The 20,397-nt window shown below is 67.2% G+C and carries 21 protein-coding genes, 2 tRNA genes and 1 pseudogene; 17 read left to right on the top strand and 7 right to left on the bottom strand.

The features are described from left to right. Position 1 precedes the first annotated feature (1 nt). Entirely contained in the window at positions 2–2,443 is a 2,442-nt protein-coding gene (locus tag AB0M48_RS07950; RefSeq protein WP_363836980.1) for an endonuclease/exonuclease/phosphatase family protein, read from the bottom strand. 200 nt (positions 2,444–2,643) lie between these two features. Here AB0M48_RS07950 and AB0M48_RS07945 point away from each other — a divergent pair, with 200 nt between their 5' ends. Further along, complete coding sequence (locus AB0M48_RS07945; RefSeq protein ID WP_363836977.1) at positions 2,644–3,414, top strand: maleylpyruvate isomerase family mycothiol-dependent enzyme; 771 nt, start codon at positions 2,644–2,646, stop codon at positions 3,412–3,414. Positions 3,415–3,474: 60 nt separating this feature from the next. On the opposite strand, the gene AB0M48_RS07940 is transcribed toward AB0M48_RS07945, so the two are convergent. Further along, positions 3,475–3,558, bottom strand: a tRNA-OTHER gene (locus AB0M48_RS07940). Positions 3,559–3,912: 354 nt separating this feature from the next. Between AB0M48_RS07940 and AB0M48_RS07935 the strand changes: the two genes are divergently transcribed. Beyond that, the gene (locus tag AB0M48_RS07935; RefSeq protein ID WP_363836974.1) at positions 3,913–4,134 is read left to right on the top strand and encodes a type II toxin-antitoxin system HicB family antitoxin; all 222 of its coding nucleotides are present in this window, start codon (positions 3,913–3,915) and stop codon (positions 4,132–4,134) included. Continuing rightward, a complete protein-coding gene (locus AB0M48_RS07930; protein ID WP_090097659.1) occupies positions 4,131–4,352 on the top strand; it encodes a type II toxin-antitoxin system HicA family toxin in 222 nt (73 codons plus the stop codon). Before AB0M48_RS07935 ends, AB0M48_RS07930 begins: the two co-directional genes overlap by 4 nt. A gap of 420 nt (positions 4,353–4,772) precedes the next feature. Here AB0M48_RS07930 and AB0M48_RS07925 read toward each other — a convergent pair whose 3' ends face one another. Together AB0M48_RS07925 and AB0M48_RS07920 are read right to left on the bottom strand one after the other, a co-directional pair. Beyond that, positions 4,773–5,699, bottom strand: coding sequence for an NAD(P)-dependent oxidoreductase (locus tag AB0M48_RS07925; protein ID WP_363836969.1), 927 nt, complete (start codon positions 5,697–5,699; stop codon positions 4,773–4,775). A 43-nt stretch (positions 5,700–5,742) separates the two neighbouring features. Continuing rightward, complete coding sequence (locus tag AB0M48_RS07920; protein ID WP_363836966.1) at positions 5,743–6,540, bottom strand: GntR family transcriptional regulator; 798 nt, start codon at positions 6,538–6,540, stop codon at positions 5,743–5,745. A 242-nt stretch (positions 6,541–6,782) separates the two neighbouring features. Here AB0M48_RS07920 and AB0M48_RS07915 point away from each other — a divergent pair, with 242 nt between their 5' ends. The 11 genes and pseudogenes from AB0M48_RS07915 to AB0M48_RS07865 all read left to right on the top strand — a co-directional run bounded on the left by AB0M48_RS07915 (position 6,783) and on the right by AB0M48_RS07865 (position 15,465). Continuing rightward, the gene (locus tag AB0M48_RS07915; protein ID WP_363836963.1) at positions 6,783–7,031 is read left to right on the top strand and encodes a hypothetical protein; all 249 of its coding nucleotides are present in this window, start codon (positions 6,783–6,785) and stop codon (positions 7,029–7,031) included. Beyond that, on the top strand, positions 7,031–7,450 hold the full coding sequence (locus AB0M48_RS07910) for an RRQRL motif-containing zinc-binding protein (RefSeq protein ID WP_363836960.1): 420 nt from the start codon (positions 7,031–7,033) through the stop codon (positions 7,448–7,450). The genes AB0M48_RS07915 and AB0M48_RS07910 overlap by 1 nt, the downstream gene beginning before the upstream one ends. After that, positions 7,450–7,866 carry an RNase adapter RapZ gene (locus tag AB0M48_RS07905; RefSeq protein ID WP_363836956.1) on the top strand — a complete coding sequence of 139 codons (417 nt, stop codon included), beginning with the start codon at positions 7,450–7,452 and terminating at the stop codon, positions 7,864–7,866. The genes AB0M48_RS07910 and AB0M48_RS07905 overlap by 1 nt, the downstream gene beginning before the upstream one ends. Before the next feature lie 54 nt (positions 7,867–7,920). Continuing rightward, positions 7,921–8,067, top strand: coding sequence for a hypothetical protein (locus tag AB0M48_RS07900; protein WP_363836953.1), 147 nt, complete (start codon positions 7,921–7,923; stop codon positions 8,065–8,067). Positions 8,068–8,156: 89 nt separating this feature from the next. Then, a complete protein-coding gene (locus AB0M48_RS07895; RefSeq protein WP_363836950.1) occupies positions 8,157–8,498 on the top strand; it encodes a hypothetical protein in 342 nt (113 codons plus the stop codon). Continuing rightward, positions 8,495–9,343 (top strand): ABC transporter permease, encoded by an 849-nt coding sequence (locus tag AB0M48_RS07890; protein ID WP_363836947.1) that lies wholly within the window; start codon positions 8,495–8,497, stop codon positions 9,341–9,343. Before AB0M48_RS07895 ends, AB0M48_RS07890 begins: the two co-directional genes overlap by 4 nt. Continuing rightward, a complete protein-coding gene (locus AB0M48_RS07885) occupies positions 9,340–11,586 on the top strand; it encodes an FtsK/SpoIIIE domain-containing protein (RefSeq protein WP_363836944.1) in 2,247 nt (748 codons plus the stop codon). The genes AB0M48_RS07890 and AB0M48_RS07885 overlap by 4 nt, the downstream gene beginning before the upstream one ends. A 254-nt stretch (positions 11,587–11,840) precedes the next feature. Then, the gene (locus tag AB0M48_RS07880) at positions 11,841–12,851 is read left to right on the top strand and encodes a bifunctional DNA primase/polymerase (protein ID WP_363836941.1); all 1,011 of its coding nucleotides are present in this window, start codon (positions 11,841–11,843) and stop codon (positions 12,849–12,851) included. 17 nt (positions 12,852–12,868) lie between these two features. Further along, positions 12,869–13,969: pseudogene (locus AB0M48_RS07875) on the top strand (DUF3631 domain-containing protein); the annotation flags it as partial. Then, positions 13,969–14,187, top strand: coding sequence for an excisionase family DNA-binding protein (locus AB0M48_RS07870; protein ID WP_363836938.1), 219 nt, complete (start codon positions 13,969–13,971; stop codon positions 14,185–14,187). The pseudogene AB0M48_RS07875 and the gene AB0M48_RS07870, both read left to right, overlap by 1 nt. A 9-nt stretch (positions 14,188–14,196) precedes the next feature. Beyond that, positions 14,197–15,465 carry a site-specific integrase gene (locus AB0M48_RS07865; protein ID WP_363836935.1) on the top strand — a complete coding sequence of 423 codons (1,269 nt, stop codon included), beginning with the start codon at positions 14,197–14,199 and terminating at the stop codon, positions 15,463–15,465. Positions 15,466–15,543: 78 nt separating this feature from the next. Here AB0M48_RS07865 and AB0M48_RS07860 read toward each other — a convergent pair. The 3 genes from AB0M48_RS07860 to AB0M48_RS07850 form a co-directional block, all read right to left on the bottom strand. Continuing rightward, positions 15,544–15,628 (bottom strand) — tRNA-Ser (locus AB0M48_RS07860). 32 nt (positions 15,629–15,660) lie between these two features. Beyond that, complete coding sequence (locus AB0M48_RS07855; RefSeq protein WP_363838308.1) at positions 15,661–16,092, bottom strand: nucleoside deaminase; 432 nt, start codon at positions 16,090–16,092, stop codon at positions 15,661–15,663. A 14-nt stretch (positions 16,093–16,106) separates the two neighbouring features. Continuing rightward, positions 16,107–16,595, bottom strand: coding sequence for a tRNA adenosine deaminase-associated protein (locus AB0M48_RS07850; RefSeq protein WP_363836932.1), 489 nt, complete (start codon positions 16,593–16,595; stop codon positions 16,107–16,109). Positions 16,596–16,655: 60 nt separating this feature from the next. On the opposite strand from AB0M48_RS07850, the gene AB0M48_RS07845 reads away from it, so the two are divergent. From AB0M48_RS07845 to AB0M48_RS07835, 3 genes are read left to right on the top strand one after another with little or no spacing between them, the layout of a single operon-like run. Further along, complete coding sequence (locus AB0M48_RS07845; protein ID WP_363836929.1) at positions 16,656–17,861, top strand: M20 family metallopeptidase; 1,206 nt, start codon at positions 16,656–16,658, stop codon at positions 17,859–17,861. 25 nt (positions 17,862–17,886) lie between these two features. Then, positions 17,887–18,834 carry a prephenate dehydrogenase gene (locus AB0M48_RS07840; RefSeq protein WP_363836927.1) on the top strand — a complete coding sequence of 316 codons (948 nt, stop codon included), beginning with the start codon at positions 17,887–17,889 and terminating at the stop codon, positions 18,832–18,834. 9 nt (positions 18,835–18,843) lie between these two features. After that, positions 18,844–20,391, top strand: coding sequence for a hypothetical protein (locus AB0M48_RS07835; RefSeq protein ID WP_363836925.1), 1,548 nt, complete (start codon positions 18,844–18,846; stop codon positions 20,389–20,391). Positions 20,392–20,397 lie beyond the last annotated feature (6 nt).

Genomic DNA, 20,397 nt, shown 5'->3' with positions numbered 1-20,397 from the left:
GTTACTTCTTCAGGCAGTCGATGAGGTCCTCGAGCGCGAACACGATCCTGTCGACGTTCGCGTCACCCGTGGACGGGCGGGCGCGGACGATCTGCGGGTCGTGGTCGCTCGCCTGGTCGGCGAACTCGGCGTTGATGTGGACGACGTCGTAGCTGAAGCGCGTGATGTTCTTGCTCATCACGAGGTGGTCGAGCGTCTGCGAGTTGCCCTCGAAGACGTAGCTGTACCGCTCGGCGGCGGGCAGCGACTCGATCAGCGCCTTGAGGTTGCCGTCACCGGTCAGCGTCTTGAGCGCGGGCGAGAACTGGTAGTCGTTCAGGTCGCCGGCGAGGACGACGTTGGCGCCCTTGTCGACCGCGCGGAGCTGCTCCGTGAACGCCTTCAGCGCCGTGGCCTGCTTGGCCCGCTGCACCTCGGACGTCCGGTTCGGCGGCTGGTTGCGGCCGTGGACGGCCTCGTCGCCGCCCTTGGAGTTGAAGTGGTTCGCGACCACGAAGACCGTGCGGCCGCGGAACTTGAACTCACCGGCGAGCGGCTTGCGGCTGTTCGCCCACGCGTCGTTCAGCGGGTCGATCCGGCCCGGCGACACGGAAAGCGCCGCACGGCCGTTCTTCTTCACGACCTGGACGGGCGTGGAGAAGTCGCCGCCCGGACGGTCCACGAAGGACACCCGCTCCGGGTTGAAGAAGAAGCCGACGCGGATGTTGCCGCCGGGCTCCCCGCCGTCCTTGAGGTTCTCCGGGTCGATCTGACGCCACTGGTAGCGCGGGCCGCCCTTGGCGACGATCGCGTCGGAGAACTTCTGCAGCGTCTGGTCCGCCGCGACGACACCGTCGTTGGTCGCGCCGTTGTTGTCCTGGATCTCCTCCAGCACGACGACGTCGGGGCTGCGCAGGTTCGTCGTGACGCCCTCGGCGAGCCGGTCGAACTTCGTCTGCGGGTCGGACGGGTCGAGGTTCTCGACGTTGTAGGTCGCGACCGAGAGCTCGGCCTCCTTCTGCTGCGCGGTGATCTCGCGCTGCAGGTTGGACGACGTGTGCGCGCCGAGCGTCAGAGCGGCCAGCGTGTAGCCGCCGAAGTTCGTGTACTCGATGGCACCCACGGTCGCGCCGGCGAACACGTCACCGACGTCGGCGGCGGGCAGCCCGCCGACGGTCTTGATCTTCAAGCGACCGCTGTTGGCCTGGTCGTAGGCGGTGTAGGTGGTGCCGCCGCGCTGGTTGCGGTTCTGGTCGAGGTTGACCGTCACCCAGACCTCGCCGAAGTTGTTGCTCGGGCCCACGACGCGGGCGTCGTCGACCTGGACCAGCGTGCCCTCGAGCGACTCGAAGTAGTCGAGACCGTACTTCGCGGGCTCCAGCGGGAGCTGCTCGATGCTGCCGCCCGGCGCGGGCAGGTAGCCGGCCGGGATGTTCTTCACGACGACCGGCGCCGGGACGGGGTTGCCCTTGGAGACGGTGATCGTGGTCGGCGCGGTGATCTCGGTGAGGGTCTGGTTGGACCCCGTCTCGCCGCCCGGCCGGTACTCCGCGATCGTGCCGCTGACCAGCACGCTGTCGCCGACCGCGACGGTCGGCGCGCTGCCCGCGGTGTAGACGAAGACGCCCTCGCTGGTGCGCGGGTCGGCGTCGGCGCCGGTCGTGTCCTGGATCCAGAAGCCGCGGTCACCCGTGGCGCGCGTGCCGGTGACGACGCCGGGGACGTTGGTGACCTTCTGGCCGTTGAGCGGCGAGATGCGCGTGACGCCCTGGATGTCGTGGATGCGCTTGTCGCCGGGGGTGGGGTCCGGGTCGGGCTCGGGATCCGGGTCGCCGCCGCCCGGGGTCTCGCCCTTGGAGTTGGTCGGGGTCGGGTTGCCGACGGTGAAGTCGGCGGAGTTGTCGTCAGTGTCGGGGAGCCCGGTCTTGCGCGCCGCCGAGCTGGTGTTGCTCAGCGCGCCCGTCGCGGTGCCCTCGCGCACGACCGCCGTGCCGTAGCCGACGAGGTCCTTGACCCGCGCGTCCGCGGCGCAGTCGGCGGCCGTCTTGCAGGTCAGCGCCGTGGTGCCGGAGACCAGCGCGATGGTGCCGTTGGTGCCGCTCATGGCGATCGTGCCGGTGGCGTCCGGGGCCGGCAGCTCGACGGTGCCGCCGGTGCCCTTGGCCTCGGCGACGAGGAACGTCTTGCCGGGCGCGATCGAGCCGGTCAGCGGGGTGACGCCCCACTGCGTGGTCGCACCGGGGGTGGCCGAGATGTACTGGACGCTGTAGCCGTCCAGGCTGACCGCGCTCGTGCCCTTGTTGGCGAGCTCGACGAAGTCCTGCGTCAGCGTGGCGCCGGAGTTGCCGCCGCCTCCGTAGACCTCGGAGATCAGCGCGTCGGAGCTGGGTGCGGCGACGGCGGGGACGGCGGCGAGCACGAGTGCCGCCACCGCTGTCCCGACGACGGGCAGGGTGGGTCTCAAAACTTCCTCCAGGGGATGCGGCGGACCGACGCATCTTTCCCCGATCGGGTGAGCTTTGGTAGCCGTTGTTACTAACGGTTAACCGGTTGGCCCATCAATGATCACTCGAACAAGTGTTCGATCATGGTGTATGCTCACTCTCGGAACGCCGGCCGGTGGGCCCCTCCCAGGCACAGGCCGGCGTCCCTACATTCAGACGTGTGGGGATTCTGAGCTACGAGCGCCGCTGCGCCGAGATCATCAACCAGACCAACCTGCTGGTCTCTACCCTGAACGACGCTGACCTGGGCATACAGGTCCCGTCGACTCCGGACTGGACCCTCAACCAACTGCTGCGCCACGTCGGCCACGCACACCGCTGGGCCGACTCGATGCTTCGCGACAGACTTCCGGAGATCGACTTCTCGCGCAACGGCGCGCAACTCCTGTCGTCGTATGAGGGTGAACGCGCGTCCGTGCTGATCCCCTGGCTGCGAGAGGGCGCGGCGTCGCTCGCGGAGGTGCTGCGAGAGGTCGACCCGGACGAGATGATCGCGCCGCTGAACGGCTACCCCGGTCCACGGGTGTGGTCGCGGCGGATGACGCACGAGACAGTGATCCACAGGTGGGACGTGTGCAACGCCCTGGGCGTGCCGTTCGAGCTGGACCCCGAGATCGCCCAGGACACGCTGCGCGAGTGGACCGGTCTGGCACTGCCCTACGCGTTCCAGCGGTGGCCTTCCGAGACCGCCGCCCTCGCCGGTTCCGGGACCGTGCACCTGCACGCCACGGACGTCGAGGCGGAGTTCGTGATCGATCTCACCGGTCCCGCGCCGGTGGTGCAGGAGGGCCACGCGAAGGCGTCCGTGGCGTTGCGCGGCCCCGTCGTCGACCTGGTGCTGGCCGTGTACCGGCGTCGGGCGCTGGACGGGCTGGAGGTGTTCGGGGACGCGGACCTGCTCTCGCTGCTGCTGGAACGCGTACGTTTTTGACCATGGCCAGAGTCTGAGAACGCAAGAAGGGCCCCGGATCGCTCCGGGGCCCTTCAACAGCGGTGGCGGTGGGATTTGAACCCACGGAGGCTTTCACCTCACACGCTTTCGAGGTCTGCGAACGTCTGTCCGGCCAGACTCACCGAGGTGCATCTGTGCTGGTCAAGTCGCTACTTAGAAGTTCTACGGACGTCCGTGAACGGTGGCGAACAGTGCCGTACGAACGACAATTGAGACGGAAACTGAGACGGAGCCATCCACTGTGGACACTGCCTGAGCGCACTTCCGCGTCCTCTCGGCACCCAACACAGCGGGCCTCTCGAACTGTCCCGCCTGCGTCGCTCTCAGAGCCGCCTCAGAGCGTCCACGCCGACAACAGCCGCGTCTGACCGTCACTCTCCCGCCTCGTTCCACACGTGCCTCCTGCTAGCACTGAGCAGCCGGACAGGAGCTATCGAGGGAAGACACGAGATGTCCCACAGTGGGACACTAACGGGCATGAGCGAACAGCGGACGCTGACCGCAGCGGTACACCAGGAAGAGGATTGGTACATCGCTCAGTGCCTTGAGATCGACGTGGCCAGTCAGGGTCAGTCGATCGAGGAAGCGCTGAGCAACCTCCGCGAAGCAGTCGAGCTGTACCTGTCCGAGGTGCCTGAACCTCCGGTCACCTCGACGCCGTTGGTGACCTCGTTCCAGGTGCCGGGCACGGCCGCGTGAGTCCTGCACTGTCGGACGTTGCCGTCCGCAAGGTCACCCGCGTCTTGGAATCTCTCGGATTCGAGCACACCCGCACCAAAGGCAGCCACGCCGTCTACCGACACGAGGACGGCCGCACGGTCATCGTGCCCATGCACGGCACCGTAAAGCGCGGAACGCTCGCCTCGATCATCCGACAGGCAGGCCTGACACCCGCCGAGTTCCTCGCGCTGCTGTAGCCGCTCCACTGCCTCTCAGATATCGGTAACTGCGGTGACATCGGTAACAGTGCAGGTCAGACGATTACCACAAGGGGCGCTGTTACCGATCGGCTCGGTAACCCGGTCGCCGCTGCGACGAGCACTCAAAGGCAGAGACGCTGTAGCCGGAGGGGGTGAACCATTGGCGATGTTTGGCGACCGCCGTCGCGCGGCCAACAAGGCTCTTACCAGCGCAAACACCGACGCCGGCAAAACGAACTCCACGCCCTCTTGCAAGTACCAATGCCGTACCACCGAGCGACGGCCTCGCGCGTCCTGTGGGCTCAGAGTTACCGCAACGATCGGTAACAGCATCCCTTGCGGTAACGGTCTGACCTGCACTGTTACCGATGTCACCGCAGTTACCGATCCCAGAGACCCCTCCCGGCTACAGCCGTCCTAGAGGTAGGCCGCGTTTGACGGCGTGCCGCCTGATAGGAACGTCGCGATTTGCCCCGCTGCCACCTGGTAACAAAGCCGATTGGTGCCAGGGACGGTACGAGCAGCGTGCGGGCTGACAATCGCTCCTGCGCAGTCCCACATTGGGTGCTCGGAAGGCAACGGCTCTGGGTCGGTCACGTCTAGCGCCGCGCGGAGACGACCGCTCTGCAACTCACGGACCAGGGCGTCCGTGTCGACGACTTGCCCACGTCCAGCGTTTACGAGCAGCGCGCCATCATCCATAGCAGCCAGGAATTTAGCATTAACAAGGCCCAAAGTCGTCTCCGTTAGCGGTGTCGTAACAACCACGACAGCGTGCCCCGGTATCAGGTGCGGTAGTTCGTCGGGGCCGTGGACACCGTGTCGAGCAGAGCTGGCTACCAGCGTCGACTCAGCGTCAAAAGCCTCAAGCTTTCGCGCAACCGCCATTCCAATACTTCCTGCACCGACAATGAGCACACGCCTTCCAGCAAGTGTGTCAGCGTCGAACTGACGGTGAGCCCATATGTGCCGATCCTGAAACCTCACCAGTGCAGGCCATTGACGCACCTGCGTCAAAATCGCCGACAGCACCCACTCAGAGACCGGTCCGGCGTGCGCTCCGCGTGCACTAGCCACTGTCACGTCTTTCGGCACGTGAGGTCTCCACTCGTCTACGCCTGCCGAGAGGAGCTGCACCATGCGAAGATTAGGTAGAGCCTCAATCAAACCAAGAGTTCGATGACTCCCCCGATATGGCGGCATAAGCAGTTGAACCGAGCGCTGCAACTCATCCAAGACGAGATTATCTGGGTCGTACTCGACGATTTCTAGCCCTGCAATATCCTTCAGGTACTCATGTCCAGCCCTGTCGTCTTCCTCATTACTCACAAGAATCTTGGCCACGGTCATAGATTATGCCCCTCATCAGCTAGCAACACGACTCAAGTCAGCGCTGCTCCGCGACTTGCGCAATCAAATCGCGCGCTTGCGTTTGCAGCGGCACCCCGGATGCACTGTTATCGATGACCTTATGCGGCACAGGCGGCCGAAAGTCGACATCAATCACATCTAGGTAGTCGGACCAGTTCTCAATCTTGGATGCGTCCCTAGCCGCACCACGATGCCGAATATAGGTGTGCATGGTCGCGGGGTCGCAGTACACCCAGACAACCGTCATGTCAGCGTTCATGTCGGCACAACTAGCCGCCATGCGATTCAGCCACGCCATGTCTTTGAATTCTTTGATAAACGGCGCTGTGACTATCGCACTGCTTCCGCACTGAACGTTCTCGGTCATAGCGTTGATCAGCGCTTCATACTCACGAGGGCGCACTTTCGATAGATAAGCCTCCGACTCTCGATCATTCGGCGAGAGCCCCAGAGTTTCCAGCACAGCCTCAACAACAGGGCGAGTCAGCGTGTCTTTGTCCAGAATAGGCCAGCCGGTAGCGCGGGCGAGAATTCTCCCCAACTCAGTTTTTCCACTGCCCGCATAGCCGCCAATTAGGAATACGTGCGGCGCTACCGTACGCATCTCGGTGCGGTACACCTGATCCGGCGCGTTTACCACGCGACCAGAACGCTCCTTACTGATAACCAAGCCCTCTTTTATCAGAAGCTCCATCGCCTTGTTGATAGTGAAGACACTGACACCCCACTCCTCCCCCAGTTCACGCGTGGATGGCAACGCCTGCCCGTCGCGCAACAGGCCAGCAGCGATCTGGTTGCGGATGTTGCGGGCCACCTGCTGATACCCAGCCTCGGGCTTCGTGACGCGAGGTCCCTCGCCTGACATGCATCCTCCGACCACTAGACCGCTGTTAGGTCGGAGCATACCAGCAACCAAACAGGATGCTGACCAGCGTTTGCGCTGGTAGAGGGCATTTTCTAGGCAAATCACCACCAAACAGTTGACCTGCTCACATAACAACTGTTAGCGTCCTTCCTGTCGCCAATGTGGCGGCGACCACATGGGAGGAAGCACCGATGCGCACCACGGAAGACCAGCGCAACTACAGCCCGGACGGGCTGGACGAAGCGTCGATTGACCTGCTGATCGCCGACGTTGAGGACGAGTTGGCGGAACTGCCGTTCGTCCCGACGTCCGCGTTGCTGGACGGCACGGCCCGTACGCAGAGGTACCGCCGCATCGAGAGCCGCGTTCTGGGTGGCACGGTGCGCGTTCTGCGCGTTCAGGCCACCACGTCCACGCCGTTCGGGACGGAGGCAGCCTGATGGCGCGCCGGTTCCCGTGGGTGTTGGCCGCCGTGGCGTGGTCAGACGCTCCGCAGTTCACGCGTGGCATGCACGACGGTTTGCCGTTGCTGTCCTACGGGTGCGCCCCTCGGGACAAGCTCGCCACCTTCCGCCAGTTGCGGGCGATGGGGTTGCGCCCCAACGGAAACGACCCCGTGGCCGTGATGTACGTGCGGCACAACGGATCAGGTAAGACGTCGTTCGCGTCGCTGTACCTGATCGAGACGGCCGCGCCGGTCCGGCCGATGACCCCGGCCAAGTGGACCGCGCTCGCGAAGGCCAACCTCGCGCGGCGCATCTGCGCCGAGTGCGGCCACGACCGTCTCTACGTCGTGCCGACGAGCACCCGTCAGTGCTGGACGTGCTTCGAGGCCGCAGAGACGACGGAGGCCGCGTGATGGCGACCAACCTGTTCTCTGGTGACTTCGAGATCGTCTCGTTCGGCTACCTGCACGGCACCGCGCCGGAAGCAGACGCCACCTACGACGTGCGCCGCTACCTCCGCGACCCCGCCGCTGTGCGAGCCGCTGGACTACTCGACTCCGACGGCCGCGACCCCGTGGTGCAACAGGTGGTCCTCGACACGCCTGGAGCGTCGGAGACGATCGCCGCCGCGCTTAAGTTCGCGTTCGGCTTTCCGCAGGCACGGCGCTGTGTCATCGCGTTCGGCTGCGCAGGCGGGCGTCACCGCTCAGCCGCGCTTGCCGAAGTCATGGCGGATGACCTGCGGCACCTCGGTTTCACCGTGACCGTGCGGCACCAGCACATCCACCTCCCCCGTGTCGTCTGCCCCGCCGACGACACGAACTCGTGACCGCCCCGAACGCCGGTTCCCGACTGTCCACATCTGACACGAATCGAGTGCGTCATGTCCAAGTACGTCATCCACATCGAGAAGTCACGCAGTTGGTGGAACGGGTCCTCGAAGACCCTGTGCGGCTTGACGATCACGCAGGTGAAGGTGTCGGGCTGGTTCCTCAGCGTGACCTGCCCCGCCTGCAAGTCGCTCAGGTGATCAGCCCGGACCGGCAGTCCTTCCGGCCAAGAAACGCCTGCCGATCCGGGTCTCCCTCAACCCAGCAAGTGAGTCAGGAGAACACCAGCATGTCGGAAACGACGCCACACATCCAAGCGGGCAGCCACCGCGCCGCGCAGGTCGCGGCTGACTCGGTCACCGCCCTGCACAACCTCAGCCCGTGGGTGATGGGCCTCGCGGTCGTCGCGTTCATCGGCCTGTGCTTCGTGGCCTACCGGATGCTCCGGGTGCTCGTCACCACGGCGCTCATCGGCGGCACGCAGTGGGCGTTGCTCGCCACCAGCACCGATTGGCGGCTCTGGGCGTTCGCCCTGGGCGTGCCCGCGTTCATCGCAGCCGCCCTGTTCGGCCGGATGCGTTCGGCCACCACCTCGATCGAGCACGGCCATGTGAAGGGCGGCAAGCGATGACCAGCGCGTACCCGATCGAGATCGACACGCTCGCCGCACAGGTCAAGGCCCGCGCGATCGAGCTGGGTCAGATGCCCTCCCGCAACCGGATCAAGACCGAGTTCAAGGTGGGCGCGCCGAAGGCGACCGCTGTGCTCGCCGCGCTGAACGCGGCCGGATTCGACCCCACCCGTCCGGACGCGGCTGAGGTCGAGAGCCCGCGTCGACTGCACGCGGTCCCAGTCGCTGAGGCCCAGGACCCCGAGCCCGCGCCCGTGGTCGAGCCGGTCCCGGCGACGGTGGTCGAGGTCGAGCCGACGAGGGCTGAAGTCGAGGTCACCGAGGTCGCAGACCCGGTCCCCGCCCCGGACACGTCGCCGGTCACCAGCACGCCGGTTACCGACGCCACCAATTCGGCCGGCAAAAAGTCGCGGGTCCAATCGTGGCCGCTGCTGTTGCTCGCCGCAGGCGCGTTCGTCGCCATCTGGGGTGGCTGGGTAGGACTCGGTGAGCTGACCGGGTTCGGGCCGATCCGGCTGTTGCCCGGCATCGCCGACGAGTTCGTCATCAACTCCGCGATCACCCTGCCGATCGGTGTCGAGGCCTACGCCGCGTACGCCCTGCGGGTCTGGCTGTCCGGTGGCACCCGCTCGGCCAAAGCACGCCGGTTCGCCCGCTGGTCCGCGATCGGCTCGCTCGTTCTCGGTGCGGCCGGACAGGTCGCTTACCACCTGATGGTCGCGGCCGGAGTCACCTCGGCCCCGTGGTGGATCACCACGTTCGTGTCCTGCCTTCCCGTGGTCGTGCTCGGCTGCGGCGCGGCGCTGACCCACCTGCTGCACGACGAGACGGAGGCGCAGCGATGAGCACCCCCACCAAGCTCGGCACGCCTGACCCGGACGGCGAGAACTTCGACAACGTCGTGCCCTTGCGCCGCACCGTGACCACCGAAGACAGCGCCACCGAGGTCACCGCGGCTTCCTCCGCTCCGGGCGCTGAGATCGAGCGGAAGGTGTTCGACGGCGAGATCGTCGCGCCGCAGGACAGCGCCGCGCTGGACCGTCGTCTCTCCGCTCAGCGGGTGCGTGCGATGGGCGGTCAGGTCGTCCGGGTCATCCGCACCTCGGACCAGACGGCGCGGCTGCGCTACCGGCTGCGGCAGTCACCGCGTGACGCTCGAACGCTGCTCTGGTACTCGCTGCGTGGCCACTGGCGGTTCGTGGTCAAGGCCTGGACGTGGGCCACCTACGGCGACTTGCGTGCCGACGTGCGCGCCGCTCGTCTCGCCGGAGACGTCGAGGCTCGCCGTACCGCTCAGGAGATGCTGCGAGCCGACGCGCACGCCCGATGGGCACGGTTGGCCATCGTGCTGCGTCGGCTGCTGGTGACGGCCGCTGTGCTCGCACCGATCGCGCTCGTGCTCGTCATCGCCGGGGTCCTGTTCGAGCGCTCGGAGATGTGGGCGTGGCTCGCGTCGGTCTACGACGTGCTCGACATCGTCGGCGCAGTACTCAGCACCGTGTGGTCTGCGTTGCTGGTCGCGGTCCCGGTGGGCGTGCTGGTCGCGTCGGTGTTCGAGGGCCGCGACCGCAAGCCGGGTGCGGGTTTCCTCGTGCAGCCCAACAGGGATGACGCTGACTCCTACGTGGATGAGCGGATGATCTCGCAGGCTCTCGCGCACCTCGGTATCGCTCCGCTGGACAAGTTCTTCAAGTCTGGTGGTCAGCTCCACTACTCGGTTGGGGCTCGTGTGGACGGTGACGGCACCTACGCTCAGATTCGCCTGCCGATGGGTGTCACGGCGGAAATGGTTGCAGGGCAACGTAAGAAGCTCGCCGGAAACCTCGGCCGTGCGTCGCTGGAGACGTGGCCGACCGAGGGCGACGAAGACGCCATCCTTGATCTGTGGGTCGCGGACAAGGGCAAGCTCGGTCGCGGTGCTGGTGAGTGGCCGATGTTGCACGACGGACAGGTGGACCTGTTCGAGGGTGTCCCGTTCGGACTGACGCAGCGCGGTCTGCTGATCAACGCGCCCTTGTTCGAGGCGAACTGGCTGGTCGGTGGCCGTCCTGGTCAGGGCAAGTCGGCTGCGCTGCGCACGGCGATGCTCGGTGCCGCACTCGACCCGACTGCCGAGTTGTGGGCGTTCGTGATGGGCGAGTCGCCGGACTTCGACCCGTTCCGGCCGCGCCTCACCCGCTACGCGATGGGCATGGACGACAGCGTCGCTGAGGCCGCGTTGCAGGCCCTGCGGGACATGCTCGCCGAGATGGAGCGACGCGGGAAGGTGTTGGGGGAGATGGGAACCCCGAAGACCTCGCGCAAGCTCGCCGACAAGCGCGGGCTCGGTTTGCACCCGCTCGTCTGTGCGATCGACGAGGTACACGAGCTGTTCCAGCACCCGACCTACGGTGAGGAAGCGGGCAAGCTCGCCATCCGGCTGATCAAGCGTGGCCGCAAGTACGGCGTGATCCTGCTGCTGGCGACGCAGTCGCCTACCAAGGACTCGATCCCGCGTGAGGTCACCCGCAACATCTCGGTCGGCATCGCGTTCGCCGTCGCCGACCACGTCGCCAACGACGGTCTTCTCGGTGCTGGCAAGTACAAGCAGGGCATCCGGGCGACCGACCTGCGGATGAAGACCGACCGGGGCACGGCCGTCGCCGTAGGACTGACCGACAACGTCTTCGAGCTGGTCCGGGTGTTCTACATCGCGTTCGAGGACGGCCGCGACGACGTCACCCCCGTGATCAACCGGGCGATGCAGCTCATCGCCGACGCGGGACGCGACGTCCCCGTGGCCGCCGAGATCGAGGCCGCGCCCGAGCTCGTCGACCACCTCGCCGACATCGCGACCGTGCTGCGTGAGGACAAGCGCGTCCGCACTCAGGTACTGCTCGCCCGGCTCGCCGAACACCGCGCCAACGAGTATGAGGACTGGACGTTCCAGGACCTCAAGGCCGCACTCGCCGACGCGGGCGTGGAGGTCGCGAAGTCCAACGGACATAGCGTCGTACGCGCTGACGACATCGCCGCTGCGATCGCAGAGCGTGACGAAGACGGAGCCGACGACGAGGACACCGACGGCGACGAGGACGCGGGGAAGTGATCCACGGGCGGTCAGGGAGGCGGGGAAACTTCCCCACCCGCTTCCCTGCCCCCGCCTCCCTGATCTGACCAGCACGGACAGACCTCAGGGAAGCGCCTCGACCACAACCGGCTGACCTCGAAAAACAGCCCATATCGAGGGTCTTCGACCCACTGAACCACTTCCCTCCCCGCCCTGACGGTGCCCGCTTCAGGTCGCCGTCACGGCACCCCCTTGCCTTCTGACGAACACACACAGTCACCTCGGGAGATGTGATGAGCAGCGCTTCACGAGACCGCGACAGGCTCATGCACCACGCACTCACCGCAGCACAGATGGGGTTCTACGTCTTCCCTCTGCGCCCTGGCACCAAGCGCCCTGCCCTGCACAGCGCGGAGCGTTGCCCCCGCACCGGAGCGTGCCGTCCTGGTCACCTGGGATGGGAGCAGCGCGCCACCGTCGACCTGGAAGTGATCGAGCGCTGCTGGTCGGCAGGGCCGTTCAACATCGGCATCGCCACCGGACGGAGCGGCCTGGTGGTGGTCGACCTCGACACCCGCAAGTCGCCCGCCGACGTTCCCCCGCCACGCTGGAGCCGGGAGGGGGTTCGCGACGGCCACGACGTGTTCGCCGCACTCTGCGCGGAGGCAGGCGAAGACGTCCCGTGGGAGACCCGCACCGTTCGCACCGCCCGTGCAGGAACGCACCTGTACTTCCGTGAGCCGTCCACTGTGGAGCTGCGCAACACCGAGGGCGAGCACGGCAGCGGCCTCGGATGGAAGGTCGACACCCGCGCGCACGGCGGCTACGTCGTCGCTCCCGGCTCGATCACCTCGGACGGCGAGTACTGCCTCACCGAGGACGTCTCTCCGCTGTCCCTGCCGGTGTGGTTGATCCACTGCCTCACTCCTAGGCCGCGTACGGCTGTCTCAGCGCCCGTTGTAGTGCCCTCACAGCGTTTGCCCCGCTACGTGAAGGCCGCTGTCGACGGTGAGTGCCGCAAGCTCTCTACGGCCACCTCAGGCAGCCACGACAGGGCCGCGTACGTCGCGGGCATCGCCCTCGGGCAGCTCGTCGGCGCGGGCGTTCTCCCTGCGGCTACAGCAGAAGCCCATCTCATGGCAGCCGCCGCGCCCCTGATCAACGGGGGGTGCGACTGCACCGAGGCCAAGGTGCGCCGGACCGTCCGCAACGGCATCACCGCAGGTACGGAGCGTCCGCGAACTATGCCGGCCGAATCCCTCGACACGACCGCGCCCCTGTTCACCGAGCGAGGTGCCGCATGACCACGACCACCCTCAACGGCGCGCAGATCCTCGACGACGTCCAGGCGTTCCTGTCGCGGTTCAACGCCTTCCCCGACGAGCACTGCGCCCCCATGCTGGCGCTCTGGTACGCCCACACCTGGGCAGCCGAACAGTTCTACGTCACGCCCCGGCTCGTGCTGTCCAGCGTCGAACCGGGATCGGGAAAGACGCGGGCGCTGGAGGTCGCGCAGTACCTCGTGAAGGCGCCCGAGATGACGTTCTCCGCGACGTCGGCCGCCCTGTTCCGCATGGTCGGCGCAGGTCCGATCTCCATTCTCTTCGACGAGGTTGACGCCATCTTCGACAGCAAAGGCGCGGGTAACGAGGACCTGCGAGCGTTGCTGAACGCCGGGTACAAGCGCTCCGCGACCGTGGCACGCTGCAAGGGCGACGCGGGAAACATGGTGGTCGAGCGGTTCCCCGTCTACGCGCCTGCCGCATTGGCAGGCATCGCCGGACGGATGCCTGACACCATCACCACTCGCGCGATCACGGTTCACATGCGCCGCCGTCGTCCCGACGAAAAGGTGCAGGCATTCCGCGAACGGCTCGTAGAAGCACAGTCCGCGCCGATCCGCGAAGCGCTCGCGACGTGGATGGAGGTAGTTGCCGAGCGCGTCGGCACGGCCTACCCGGAGATGCCCGAGGGCGTCGCCGACCGTGCGGCCGAAATCTGGGAACCGCTGCTCGCTATCGCCGACGAGGCGGGTGGAGAGTGGCCCGAACGCGCCCGTAAAGCCTGCGTGCACTTCGTGACCGCAGCACAGAGCAACCCGACCTCGGACCGAATCCGGCTGCTCTCCGACCTCCGGACCGTGTTCAGCGACCGTGGCGTGAACCGCATGAGCACCGTAGAAATCCTCGCCGTCCTGCACAGCATGGACGAAGCACCGTGGGGCGACTTCTACGGCAAGCCCATCAACGCCCGCCAACTGGCGAATGAACTCAGTGCCTACGGAGTGAAGGTCACCTCCTACAGGAACGGCGGGAAAACCTTCAAGGGCTACGTGGTCGACGGCCCCAACGGACTCAGTGACGCATGGGCGCGCTACCTGCCCAAGCCGAAAGAAGACGACAACTCGGAAGGTGAGCAGTGATGAGCGAGAACATCGAAACGCCTGTCGAGCACATCGTCTTGACGGTAGAGCAGGCGGCAAAGCGGCTGAACATCGGACGCACGCTCATGTACGAACTCGTCAGCTCAGGCGAGGTGGAGTCCGTTCACATCGGCCGCTTGCGCCGAGTCCCTTTGCAGGCACTCACGAACTACGTCAACAAGCTCATGACCAGCACGCCAAACCCGGAAGCCGCGTAGGGGGACAAAATGGGACGCAAGTCGAACGGTGAATCGAGCATCTACGAAGGCTCTGACGGCTACTGGCACGGACGCGTGACGGTTGGCACGAAGGACGATGGAAGCCCGGACAGGCGGCACGTCCAGGCCAAGACGCGACCCGAGGTCGCGAGGAAGGTCGCGAAGCTCGAACAGGAACGTGACGCGGGCAAGGTGCGTAAGACCGGTAAGGCTTGGACGGTCGAGAAGTGGCTGAATCACTGGCTGGAGAACATCGTCGCTCCGCCCGCAATCACGGAGAACGCATTCAGCGCGTACGAGGTAGCGGCACGCGTGCACCTCATTCCTGGTGTCGGCAAGCATCGAATCGACAAGCTCGAACCGGAGCATCTGGAAAAGCTCTACCGGAAGATGATCCGGCAAGGCGCGAAGTCATCGCGTGCACATCAGGTTCACCGCACCATTCGTGCGGCATTGAACATTGCCGTGCGGCGCAAGTACATCACCGAGAACCCCGCGATGATCGCGCGTGCTCCGAAGATTGAGGACTTCGAGGTTGAGCCGTACTCGGTGGACGAGGTCAAAAGGCTCATGGAGACCGCGCAGAAGCGGCGTAACAGTGCCCGATGGGCAATCGCTCTCGCGCTTGGCCTGCGGCAGGGTGAGGCGTTGGGCCTGCGATGGGCAGACGTCGATCTCGGACTCGGCACACTGACCGTACGACGTAGCCGCCTGCGCCCTCGGTGGAAGCACGGGTGCGACGACCAGCCGTGCGGGCGCAAGCTCGGTGGACACTGCCCGGATCGGGTGGCGCTGCGACAGGAGACGGCCGGTACGAAGTCGAAGGCAGGCACGCGAGGGATCGGCCTGCCTGACGAGTTGGTGGCACTACTGAAGAAGCACAAGGCCACCCAGGACGCAGAGCGGCGGAAGGCTGCGCAGCTCTGGACGGAGACCGGCTACGTGTTCACTACGACGACCGGTGGTCCACTGAATCCGCGCACGGACTACACCGAGTGGAAGAACCTCTTGAAGGCGGCCAAGGTGCCGGACGGGCGGCTACACGACGCGCGCCACACGGCGGCAACGGTGCTGCTGCTGCTCGGTGTGGCCGAGCGGACGGTGATGGGGATCATGGGCTGGTCCAACACGGCCATGGCTGCCAAGTACCAGCACATCACCGCCTCCATCCGGCGGGACGTCGCTCAGCGGGTCGGTGGGCTGCTCTGGGAGCCTGCCGAAACGACCGACGAGAGCGACGACGAGGACGGCGCGGCAGGGGTGCCGATTCCGGCCTAGCAGCCACAACTGAGACGAGAACTGAGACTAAACGTCAGAGCCCCGATCACCGAAACTGGTGATCGGGGCTCTGACCTGCGGTGGCGGTGGGATTTGAACCCACGGAGGCTTTCACCTCACACGCTTTCGAGGCGTGCTCCTTCGGCCGCTCGGACACGCCACCGATAAGAACAATACACAGCCCGCGCGACTGGCTTAACGCTGGGTCCGGAAGAAGCGTTCGAGCAGGTCAGCGCACTCCTGCTCCAGCACGCCGCCCTGCACCTCCGGCCGGTGGTTGAGCCGGCGGTCGCGCACGACGTCCCACAGCGAGGACACGGCGCCGGTCTTGGGCTCCCAGGCTCCGAAGACGAGGCGCGACACGCGGGCGAGCACCAGGGCGCCTGCGCACATCGTGCAGGGTTCCAAGGTCACCGCGAGGGTGCAGCCGTCGAGGCGCCAGCCGTCGCCGTACCTGGACGCGGCGGCACGCAGGGCCAGGATCTCGGCGTGTGCCGTCGGGTCGCCCAGCGTCTCGCGGGCGTTGCAGGCCTCGGCCAGCACGGTGCCGTCCGGTGCGTAGACGACGGCGCCGATCGGGACGTCCGCGCCTGCTTTTGCGGCCGCTTTCAGGGCGGCTCGGACCATGTCCTCTGAGGAGATCACGCCTGGATCGTGTCGAGCAGCTTCGTGAACTCGTCGATGAAGCCGATGCGCTGGGCGATCATCTGGAGCTGCTCGTCCGGGTAGAGGTCGACCTCGTCGACGACGATCTGGAGTTCGTGCGCGGGCATGCCGAGGTCGGTCAGGACGCCGAGGTCGCCTTCCGGCCAGAGCTCGTTGTCCTCCTCGTCCGGCGGGTCGACGCGCAGGAGGTCGAGGACGTCGGCCGCGATGTCGTAGTCGAGGGCCGCGGCCGCGTCGGACAGCAGCAGCGCGACGCCACCCGGCACGGGTCGCAGGATGATGAAGAACTCGTCGTCGACGGCGAGGAGACCGAACACGGCTCCGGTCGACCTCAGTTGGCGCAGCTCCGTGATCGCCGCGTCCAGCTCCGACAGCGCGGAGCTGTCCATCCTGCTGCACCGCCAGCGGCCGTCCTCTCGGACGACCGCGACCGCGAAGCCGTTGACCGGCTCCTGCTGTGTCATGTGCACACCGTAGGGCCCAGACGACCTTCCCGGTAGCCGAGGTGGTGGCACCATCGGGAGATGAGCACAACTACGCCGGACCCGCGTCTCGCCGGACTGCTCGAAGGGGCTCGCTCGCTGCAGCCCCGCACGGTGGCGCTGCGTCGTCAGATCCACCGGCACCCTGAACAGGGACTTCAGCTCCCCAAGACGCAGGCCGCGATCCTGCACGCGCTGGAGGGGTTGCCTGTCAAGGTCACGAAGGGCGAGTCGACGACCTCGGTCGTGGCGGTCCTCGAGGGCGACCGGCCGGGGCCGACGGTGCTGCTGCGCGGCGACATGGACGGCCTGCCGCTCCAGGAGGAGACGGGGCTGCCGTTCGCGTCCGAAGTGGACGGCAACATGCACGCCTGCGGTCACGACACGCACGTGGCGATGCTGGCCGCCTCCGCCCGGCTGCTGTCGGACCGGCGTGATGCGCTCAGGGGCCGCGTGCTGTTCATGTTCCAGCCGGGCGAGGAGGGCCACCACGGCGCCCGGTACATGATCGAGGAGGGGCTGCTCGACGACGGCGTGGAGAAGGCGTTCGCGCTGCACATCACGTCCACGATGAAGTCGGGCGTGGTGACCTGCCGGCCGGGGCCGATGATGGCGTCCGCGGACTCGTTCCACGTGCACGTGAAGGGCCGCGGCGGGCACGGCGCGATGCCGCACAACGCGCTGGACCCGGTGCCCGCGGCCGCGGCGATGGTGGGGGCGATCCAGACGATGCTCGGACGGCGGGTGAGCGTTCACCAGCCCGCGGTGGTGACGGTCGCGCAGATCAACGCCGGTACGACGACGAACATCATCCCCGAGGTCGCGACCCTCGACGGGACGATCCGGACGTTGTCGGAGGAGACGCGGACCCTGGTCCACAAGGAGCTCAAGCAGGCCGTCAAGCACACCGCCGCCGCCTACGGGTGCCACGCCGAGGTCAACATCGTGCCGGGGTACCCGGTGACGGTGAACGACGCCGTCGTCGGCCAGCACGTGGTGGACCTGGCGGCCACGGCGATGGGTGCTTCGTGGAGTGAGCCGATGCAGGACCCGCTGATGGGCGCGGAGGACTTCTCGTACGTGCTGCAGCGGGTGCCCGGGGCGTTGGCGTTCCTCGGGGCGTGCCCTCGCGGCATCGACCTGGAGGAGGCCGCGCCGAACCACTCGAACCGGGTGCTGTTCGACGAGGCCGCCATGGAGCACGGGGTCGCGATGTACGCGGCGTTCGCGCTGGACGCCCTCCGGTAGTTGCAGGTACGCCTCGCACGGAATGATGGACGCCGTGCGAGACGTGTGCGTGATCGGACTGGGACTGATCGGCGGCTCCGTGCTGCGAGCCGCCAAGGCTGCCGGACGCACGGTGTGGGGTGCGACGGCGAGCAAAGAGGACGCGGACAAGGCACGCGCTGAGGGCTTCGACGTCGTGAGCGTGGACGAGGCCCTCAGCCGGAGCCCCGAGGCGCTCGTCGTTCTCGCCGTGCCGCTGCCCGCGTTGCCCGACCTGCTGCGCAAGATCCCGTCGGGCACGAGACTCACGGACGTCACGAGCGTCAAAGGGCCCGTGCACGACGCTGTGCACCGATACGCGCCGCACGCGCGCTTCGTCGGCGGGCACCCGATGGCCGGCACGAGCAGGAGCGGGTGGGACGCGGGCGGCGCCGGCCTCTTCGAGAACGCCGCCTGGGTCGTCACGCCCGAGGAGGCGGACGACCACCTCAACGACGTCATCCGGCTCGCGCTCGACCTGAAGGCGCACGTGGTGCCGACGACGCCCGAGGAACACGACGAGGCCGTGGCGCGGATCAGCCACCTCCCGCACATCATGGCGGCGATCCTCGCGGCGGTCGGGGCCGACGGCGGACCGCTCGCCATGGCACTCGCGGCCGGCAGCTTCGGCGACGGCACGAGGGTCGCGGGCAGCCGTCCCGAGCTCGTCAGGGCGATGTGCGAGGGGAACCGGGACGCGCTGCTGATGGCGGTCGACGACGCGCTGGGCAGGCTCGGCGCGGCCAGGGGGTCGCTGGCGTCCACCGGAGGCCTCGCCAAGACGATCGAGGCCGGTCACGAGGGCCGGAACGCGCTGGTCAGCCAGCCGGACCGCACCCCGATCACGATCGACCTGACCAAGCCGGGAGCACTCGCCGCACTGCGCAACCTCGGCTCTCGTGGCGGACGTGTGGTTGGTCTGAACGGCAGCACCGCCCAAGCGGAAACGTCGTAGGGTCGCCGGGTGGATCGACGGACACTCGCCGGTGGGCTCGGTGGTCTCGCTCTCGTCGTCGCCGCCGTCGTGGCGCTCCGCAACGGTGACGCGCCGGACACCCTGAAGAAGGAAGTCGCGGACGGCGTCGAGGTCGTCGCGCTCCAGGAGCCGGTGAAGCCCGCGAACCCGAGGGCCCAGGCGCTCGACGCCGACGCGGTGCAGATCGCGTGGAACGGCTCGGCGTCCGCCTACGAGGTGCGCTGGAACGGCAACGAGCAGCTGGTGCCCACCCCCGAGGTCGAACTGGCTGGGCTCGACCCCGAGCAGGAGACCCAGGTCGAGATCCGGGCGGTGAGCGCCACCGGCAAGCGCAGCGAGCCGCTCAAGATCGCCGCGAAGCCCCAGGACCTCTACAACGGCAAGTGGGACGACCAGCTCGTCGGCCAGCCTGACAAGTTCGGCGGCCCGGAAGCGCTCGACCCGCGCAAGTGGCGGGTCGAGGCGGAACCGGACTGCCTGGGCCTCAGGCCGTTCGGGCCGGGCAAGCGCATCGACGTCGACTGCCCGATGGCGGCCTTCCAGTCGAACACGCCCATCCGCTTCGGCGTGCCGGCGAACGACGGCGCGACCGGCCGGGCGATCATCAGCGTCGCGGGCGCGGTCGAGTCGAGTCACGTGCGGCTGACGTTGCTGCCCGACCCGTGGCAGTACCTGCCGGAGACCGAGACGCAGCCCAGGGGTGCGGTCAGCCTCGACATCACGACGCAGGGCACGCGGATCATCGCGGACCCCGAACTGCCCCGCACCGGCAAGCAGGTCACCCTCGGCGACTCGCCCATGACCGGGCTCGTCGCGGGCGTGCGGCACCGCTGGGAGATGCGGGTGCTGCCGGACGCGGTGGTCGCGCTGCGGGACGGCGTCGTGGTCGCCTACGAACCCGTCGCGATCGCGGAACGGGTGGTGCACCCGCGGATCCGCATCGAGGGCGGCGGTTTCCTGGACGCGTTCGGCGTCGGGGGCGTGCCGGAACGCGTCGTGCCCACCGAGGTCATCCCGCTCGACCAGGACGTCGCACTGCCGCAGGACGTCGTCGCCGTGAAGCTCGTCAGGGCCGGTCAGGACAAGCAGGTCACGATCACCGACGTGCCTCTCGACGCCGGGAGGGTCGGCGCCCAGGACGCGCGGCTCGTCGTCATCCGCAAGCCCGAGAGCCGCCCCGGCGCGCTCCCCCGGCTCGCCGACCGGCCCGGCGGCATCAAGACGGGCGCCCCCAGGCTGCACGTCATGCACGAGGACGGCGCGAAGCCACCGCAGCCGTTGCCCGGCAAGGGACGCGTCCTCGTGACGGCCGAGGTCAACGACATCGGGCACCGCGGCATCGAGCTCGAACTGGACGGCAAGCGGATCGTCGCGCTGCCCACCGACGAGCAGGGTCCTGGCGTTCCCGGCAGGCACGAGTTCTGGCTCGACACCGAGAACCTGACCCCTGGTGCGCTCGCTCGGCTCAAGCTCAGCGTCCTTCCGGCGGACGGTGGCGAACCCGTTATCGCGGAAACCGTGTTCGAGCTGGGGTGAACGCCT

The organism is Lentzea sp. NPDC051208 (assembly GCF_040682435.1).
GTDB classification, from domain to species: Bacteria; Actinomycetota; Actinomycetes; order Mycobacteriales; family Pseudonocardiaceae; genus Lentzea; species Lentzea kristufekii.
This window is presented reverse-complemented; position numbering and strand designations above follow the sequence as displayed.